We start from the raw sequence: 6,655 nt of genomic DNA, 5'->3' as shown, positions 1-6,655 counted from the left end.
GCCGAGGCGGGTCAGGATCTCGTAGCCGATGGTCCCGGCCTCGGCGGCGACGGCGTCGACGCTGCGATGCGGGCCGATCAGGTCGACCGCGACGCCGGGGCGCAGCGCGCCCTCCGGCAGGGCCGAGACGTCGAGGCCGAGCGAGTCCATCGACACGGCGCCGACGACCGGCAGGGCGGTGTCGCCGAGATAAGCGGTGCCGGCGTTGCTCAGGCTGCGGGGGACGCCGTCGGCATAGCCCACCGCCACGGTGGCGATGCGGGCTGGGCGCTCGGTGCGCCAGCTCAGGCCGTAGCCGACCTCGTCGCCGGCGGCGATCGTCCGCAGCTGCACCACGCGGGCCTGCAGCGTGACGACCGGGCGCAGCGGGTTCGCAGCGCCGGCCACTGGGGCCAGCCCGTACAGCGCGGCACCGGGCCGGGCCATGTCGTAATGGAAATCGGGGCCGAGGAAGATGCCGGAGGAGTTGGCCAGCGCCGCCGGGGCCGGGGGCAGGCGGCGGCGGGCGACATCGAAGCGCAGGCGCTGCGTGCCGTTGGCCGGATGGTCCTGCCGCTCGGCGCAGGCCAGGTGGCTCATCACCAGCCGCAGCTCGATGCCGGCCAGCAGCCCGGGCTCGCCCGCGATCCGGTCCAGCTCGGCCGGGGACAGCCCCATGCGCGACATGCCGGTGTCGAGCTGCAGCACCGCCGGCAGCGCCCGCTCCGCGCGGCGCGCCAAAGCGGCCCAGCCCGCGACCTGCTCCAGGCTGTTCAGCACCGGGGTCAGGCGGTGGGCCAGGGCGATGTCCTCGCAGCCGGGCATCAGCCCGTGCAGCACGAACACCTCCGCCGTCTCCGGCACATGCGGCCGCAGGGCGATGCCCTCCTCGAGATGGGCGACGAAGAAGTGGCGGCAACCCTCGGCGGCCAGGGCGGGGCCGACCCGGTCGGCGCCCAGCCCATAGGCATCGGCCTTGAGCACGCCGGCGCAGATCGTTCGGCCGAGGCGGCGGAGCAGCGACCGATAGTTCTCCCGGATCGCGGCGAGATCGACGATCAGGGTGGCGCCGGTGGCGTCGGGGAGGGAGGTGGTCATAAGGGCCGAACCGCAGGGGATCCAACGGCCTCAGGATACGGCCTGGGGCCCTCGGCGATCCTTGATTTCCGTTGATCCTTCTGCGGCCGGATGGTCTGGTGTTCGCAGCAAATTCACCGGTTTTCGCAGAAACCACGCATGACCACGCTCGACGCCATCGACCGCAAGATCATCCAGCTGCTGCGCGCCGACGGCCGCATCAGCAACGCCGACCTGGCCGAGGCGGTCGGCCTGTCGCCTTCGGCCTGCCTGCGCCGGCGGCAGCTGCTGGAGCATGCCGGGATCATCCGCGGCTACACCGCGCTGATCGACGAGCCGGACGTGGCCAATCCGACCATCGCCATCGTCCAGATCACGCTGGAGCGCCAGACCGAGGAATACCTCGCCCGGTTCGAAGCGGCGGTGCGGAAATGCCCCGAGGTCGACCAGTGCTACCTGATGACCGGCATGTCGGATTATCTGCTGCGCGTCGTCGCCCGCGACACGGCCGATTACGAGCGCATCCACAAGGAGCAGCTGTCGCGCATGCCCGGCGTGTCGCGCATCCAGTCCGCCTTCACCCTGCGCAGCGTGATCCGGGGCAATTCCGGGACCTGAGGAGACCACCATGACCCGTGACCGCCTGTTCCTGCTGCGCCCCGGCTTCACCGACCCGGCCTATCCCGGCCGGGTCTTCTACTGCTGGCACTGCGCCCTGATGGAAGGCGTGCTGGCGTCGTTTCCGGAGCTGGCGGCACGGCTGGATGTCGAGCGCATCGCCTGGCCGCGGCCGCGCCAGGCGGTGGTGGCGCTGGTCGGGGAGGGGAACCAGTCCCTGCCGCTGCTGGTGCTGGGCGAAGGCGGCCCGGCCGACCCGGAGGCCGAGAGCCATGGCGGCGTCCGCTTCATCGTCGGCAAGGACCGCATCCTCGCCGCCCTGTCGCGGCGCCACGGCTTCCCCGACCCGCATCCCTGAGCCCGGCGCCTACGGCTCCTTCCACACGCCCCAGAGGCGGGCGGTGCCCGGGGCCCAGTCGGCATAGCCGCGGATTTTCGGTCCGACCGCCGTCACCTGCACCGGGTTGAACAGGCCGATCACCGGCACCTGCTCGGCCATGCGGGCATGCAGCTTGTCGAAGATCGCCTGGCGCCCGGCCTTGTCCTCCACCGTCTTGGCCTCGGCCAGCCAGGCGATCGCCTGCGGATCCTCCCACTGGCTGGTCGGGTCCTCATCCTTGCTGCCGATGATCGAGTCGAAGGCCAGCGCCGGGTCGGGCCGGCCGGAGAAGGTGAAGACCGAGGCCTGGAACTTGCCCTCGCGGTAGTTCTGCAACTGCGTCGCCCAGTCCAGCGTGTCGATCTGCGCGTCGATGCCGGCGCTGGTGAGCAGCCCCTGGACCATCAGCGCCGCCTCGTACTGGCCGGTCGGGCGGTTGTTGGTCTGAATCCGGATCGTGGCGCCGGCGTGGCCTGCCTCCTGCAGCAGCTTGGCGGCCTCGGCCGGGTCGAAGGCCGGCCAGGCGTTGTCGCCCTCGTCGTGATAGGCGCTGGCGACGGCGATGGCCGACGGATTCGGCGCGGCAAGGCCGAAGCTGGCCGCCTCGGCCACCTGCCTGCCGTCGATCGCCCGGGCCAGCGCCTGGCGCACCCGGACGTCGGACAGCAGCTTGTCGCGGGTCTGCAGCAGCATCACCGCCCAGGACAGGGTCGGGGTGACGGTCACCTGCGCCCCGGCCGTCTTCATCCCGTCGATCTCGGTCGCACCGACATCCGGAACGATGTCGACCTGGCCGGAGAGGAGGGCGGCGTTCATCACCGAACGGTCGGGTATGACCACAAAACGCAACTTCTCGGCCAGGGCCCGCTTGCCGCCGGCGGCGCCATCGCGCTCGCCGGGCAGGGGCTTGTAGCCGGCGAAGCGCGTCAGCTCGACATAGCGGTTCTTCTGCCAGTCGGCGAAGACATAGGGCCCGGTGCCGACCGGCTTGACCCAGGCGCCGTCCGGCCCGAGCGAGGAGGGGCTGAGCACCACCGCGCCGCACTGGATCGTCGCCATGTTGACCAGGAACAGCGCGCTGCGCCGATCGATCCGGAACACCACGGTGCGCGGGTCGGGCGTCTCCACCGCCAGCACCTTCGGCCCGCTGCGGCCGTCGAAGCGGTCGAGGCACTGCCACTGCGTCGCCGGATCGAGATAGCGTTTCCAGCTCCACGCCACCTCGGCCGAGGTTAACTCCCGGCCGTCATGGAAGGTGATGCCGTCGCGCAGCCGGAAGGTGTAGGCGGTGCCGTCGGGCGACACCTCGACGCTCTCGGCCAGCATCGGCGCCGGGGTCTGGTCCTCGCGCAGGGCGACCAGCCCTTCGGTGACGTGCTGCAGCACGACGTCGGAGTTGAAGTCCCGCTGCACGCCCGGGTTGCTGCTGCGGATATCGGCGTTGAGCGCGATCGACAGCAGCGGGGTCGGCCGGGGATCCTCGGCCGCGGCAGTCCCGGGGAGGGCGGCCAGCAGCAGGGCTAAGGCGAGGCGGCGCATGGCGGTCACGCCGCCTCTGCCCGGCGCTTCGCGAGCGTGTCGGCGAAGAACGCCTTCACCGGCTCCAGCATGGGCGCGCGCGTCCCTTCATGGCCGAGACCGGGGACGATGTCGTGGCGCACCGCGATGCCGTGGCGCTCGAAGCTGTCGCGCAGCGACCGCAGCCGCTCCTGCCGGTTGCCGCCGGCGAGGTCGGCGCCGTCCATCCAGCCTGGATCGGTCGGCTTGGTGACGATCTCCCAGGTCTCGGTGTCGTCGCCGCCGATCACCATCTGCACCGCCGCCCGGCGCATCGCCGCGAGGTCGATCGGCCGGCCGAAGCGCGCCTCGAAATCGCGCAGCCCGACCCACCAGTCGTAATCCCAATTGAGCAGCGTTACCGAGCCCGGCGCGCCGATCGAGACGCCCAGCACTCGCTCCGGATGGACATAGAAGAAGCGGTGCACGAAATGGCCGCCGCCGGAGAAGCCGAACATCAGGAAGCGATCGGCGCGGACCCGGTACTTCGCCGCCACCTCGTCGACCATGGCCAGCAGCAGCAGGTCGAAGCGCATGTCGTGGAAGGCCAGGCGCTTGTAGTTCGAGACGTCGTTCTTCTCGATCAGCCCGGCCGGGAACAGCGGCGCCAGCAGGATGCAGTCATTGGCGTCGGCGAAGTCGGCGAAGCCGTCGCGATAGGCGGTGGCCGTACGGCCGGTGCCGTGCATCAGCACCGCCAGGCTGTAGGTCTTGTCGCCGTCCTCCTCATAGTCCTGCGGCACGTAGAGGCAGTAGGAGACGCGCTGGTCCGCCTGCAGCGCGAAATAGGTCGTCGCCCCGAAATCATAGGCGGACAGCTTCACCCCATGGCCCTGACGGTCGCGCATTCCAGCCTCCCTCTCGCCGGCTCGACCGGCCGGCCCGAGGCATCTTAGGACGGTGGCCGGCAGCCGCAAGGCCAATTGTATTTTAGCCTCTCAAAAATCCTCGAAGGCACAGCAATGGCGCGCCGGCGCGCGGCGAGGCCTTTGCACGGACCGGGCCGGCATGCCTAGACTTGGCGAGACCTCGGCCAGCGGGGCGGGACCGGATGCAGCAGGCTGTCGGCGCCAAGGATGATCTGAGAGTCGAGCGCGGCGAGGAGCCGACGCCGTCCCGCCTGTTCCTGCCCTTTGTCGAGGCGTTGGCCCATCCGGTGTTCCGGCTGGTCTGGTTCACCGGCCTGTTCGCCAATCTCGGCGACTGGGCACAGTCTGTGGCCGCGGCCTGGGAGCTGACGGTCACCGAGGCCAGCCCGTTCCTGATCGCGCTGATCCAGGTGGCGACCGCGGTGCCGCTGGTGCTGCTGTCGCTGCCCACAGGGGCGCTGGCCGACATCTATGACCGCCGCAAGATGATCCTGGCGGGGGAGGCGTGCTGCGTCATCGGCGGCCTTGGCCTGACCCTGCTCGGCTTCCTCGGCCTCTTGGAGCCGATCGGGCTGATCGGCCTCACCTTCCTGATCGCGGTCGGCTATGCGCTGGAAGGACCGGCCTGGCAGGCGGCGGTCGGCGACATGGTGCCGAAGCCGGCAGTGGCCAGCGCCGTGCTGCTGAACTCGATCAACTACAACGTCGCCCGTGCCCTGGGGCCGGCGATCGGCGGCCTGCTGCTGGCCTGGCTCGGCGCGCCCTGGGTGTTCCTGATCTCGACCGCCAGCTTCGGCGGGCTGCTGTTGGCGATCTGGTCCTGGAAGTGGCGGCCCGCGCGCTCGGCCCTGCCGCCGGAGACGCTGCGCCAGGCGGTTAGCGCCGGGCTGCGCTTCGCCCGGCATTCGCTGGTGACCCGGCGGGTGGCGACGCGGTCCTTCATCTTCGGCTTCTGCGCCAGCTCGGTCTGGGCGCTGCTGCCGCTGCTGGCGCTGGAGCAGCTGGGCGAGGACGCCATCGGCTATGGCGTGCTGCTCGGTGCGCTCGGCATCGGCGCCGTCTGCGGCGGCTTCGTCGTCCATCCCGCGCGGGAATGGCTGGGCACCAGCTGGCTGATCTCGACCTCGGCCTTCGCCTTCGCCGCGGTGCTGCTGGTGCTGGGCACCGTCCACCTCACCGTCGTGGTGGTGCCGGTGCTGTTCCTCGGCGGCGTCGCCTGGATCGCGGTGGTATCGACCTACAACACCGCGGTGCAGCTGCTGGTGCCGGACTGGGTGAAGGCCCGGGCCATGGCGATCTACCAGATGGCGCTTTATGGCGGGCTGGCGCTCGGCTCGGTCGTCTGGGGCACGGTGGCGGAGAGCGCCGGCGTGACGATGACCCTGGCCGCCAGCGGGGTGGCGCTTCTGGTCGGCGCGCTGTGGGCGTTGCGGCTGAAGATCCCGGACATCGCTCTGATCGACCTGCGGCCGGCACCGCTGCGCAAGGTCGATCTGCCGGCGCCGCCGATCGATCCGCGCCGCGACGCGGTGATGGTGGTGGTCGAATACCGCATCGGGCCGGAGCAGGAGCGGGATTTCATCCGCTGCACCGCCCGGCTGCGCGAGGTGCGGCTGCGCAACGGCGCCAGCCGCTGGTCGCTGTTCCGTGACGCCGCCGACCGGTTGAAATGGAGCGAGATCTACTTCGTCGACAGCTGGTACGAGCATCTGCGCCTGCTGGCCCGGTTGACCGCGGCCGACCGCGAGCTGATCGACCGGGTCGGACGGCTGCATCAGGGGCCGCCTCCGCCCGCGGTGCGTCACGCCATCAGCTGGCGCCGACGACGCCGGCGGATGACGGCCGCGCCGCCTCCCGTCGCCAAGCCCTCGGCCAATGACGCGGCGAAGCCGGAGGCCGAACCCGGGCGATCGCCACCGGAGCGCGCGCCGAGCGCATCGTGATGCTCGATCCACGACCCATCGGCAGATTTTGCATGACTTGGTCTAGTATCGGCTCGCCTCGCCCCGTATTACCGTCAGGAAATTTCCGATGTCGCCAGAATTCGTGACCGAAAATGGAAATTCGGAAGCTTGACCGCTGAGGCCCCGAAACTTCGCTCGATGGCGTCTGGTCATCGACGGATGATGGGGATAGTCTCGGGCCATTGGCTTCTCTATTGGAACCGCAAGGAATG

The 6,655-nt window shown here is 70.4% G+C and carries 6 protein-coding genes; 3 read left to right on the top strand and 3 right to left on the bottom strand.

Features of this window, described 5'->3' with window-relative positions; all coding sequences use genetic code 11:
• Positions 1 to 1,077 (bottom strand): alanine racemase (gene alr, locus BWR60_RS28045; protein WP_088155213.1); only part of this gene is annotated, 1,077 nt, incomplete at its 3' end.
• A 138-nt stretch (positions 1,078 to 1,215) separates the two neighbouring features.
• Between alr and BWR60_RS28040 the strand changes: the two genes are divergently transcribed.
• Entirely contained in the window at positions 1,216 to 1,674 is a 459-nt protein-coding gene (locus BWR60_RS28040) for an Lrp/AsnC family transcriptional regulator (protein ID WP_088155211.1), read from the top strand.
• 10 nt (positions 1,675 to 1,684) lie between these two features.
• Positions 1,685 to 2,032, top strand: a complete 348-nt coding sequence (locus BWR60_RS28035; RefSeq protein ID WP_088155209.1) for a DUF3088 domain-containing protein — start codon at positions 1,685 to 1,687, stop codon at positions 2,030 to 2,032.
• A 9-nt stretch (positions 2,033 to 2,041) separates the two neighbouring features.
• On the opposite strand, the gene BWR60_RS28030 is transcribed toward BWR60_RS28035, so the two are convergent.
• Both BWR60_RS28030 and BWR60_RS28025 read right to left on the bottom strand, forming a co-directional pair.
• Positions 2,042 to 3,592 carry an ABC transporter substrate-binding protein gene (locus BWR60_RS28030; RefSeq protein WP_088155217.1) on the bottom strand — a complete coding sequence of 517 codons (1,551 nt, stop codon included), beginning with the start codon at positions 3,590 to 3,592 and terminating at the stop codon, positions 2,042 to 2,044.
• 5 nt (positions 3,593 to 3,597) lie between these two features.
• Positions 3,598 to 4,458, bottom strand: a complete 861-nt coding sequence (locus BWR60_RS28025; RefSeq protein ID WP_088155207.1) for a hydrolase — start codon at positions 4,456 to 4,458, stop codon at positions 3,598 to 3,600.
• A gap of 203 nt (positions 4,459 to 4,661) precedes the next feature.
• On the opposite strand from BWR60_RS28025, the gene BWR60_RS28020 reads away from it, so the two are divergent.
• Complete coding sequence (locus BWR60_RS28020) at positions 4,662 to 6,422, top strand: MFS transporter (protein ID WP_088155205.1); 1,761 nt, start codon at positions 4,662 to 4,664, stop codon at positions 6,420 to 6,422.
• Positions 6,423 to 6,655: the final 233 nt, after the last annotated feature.

Origin of the sequence: Inquilinus limosus (genome assembly GCF_002195995.1) — a bacterium.
Classification (GTDB): Bacteria; Pseudomonadota; Alphaproteobacteria; order DSM-16000; family Inquilinaceae; genus Inquilinus; species Inquilinus limosus_C.
Note: the sequence above shows the minus strand (reverse complement) of the source record. Positions and strands in the feature narration are given on the sequence as shown.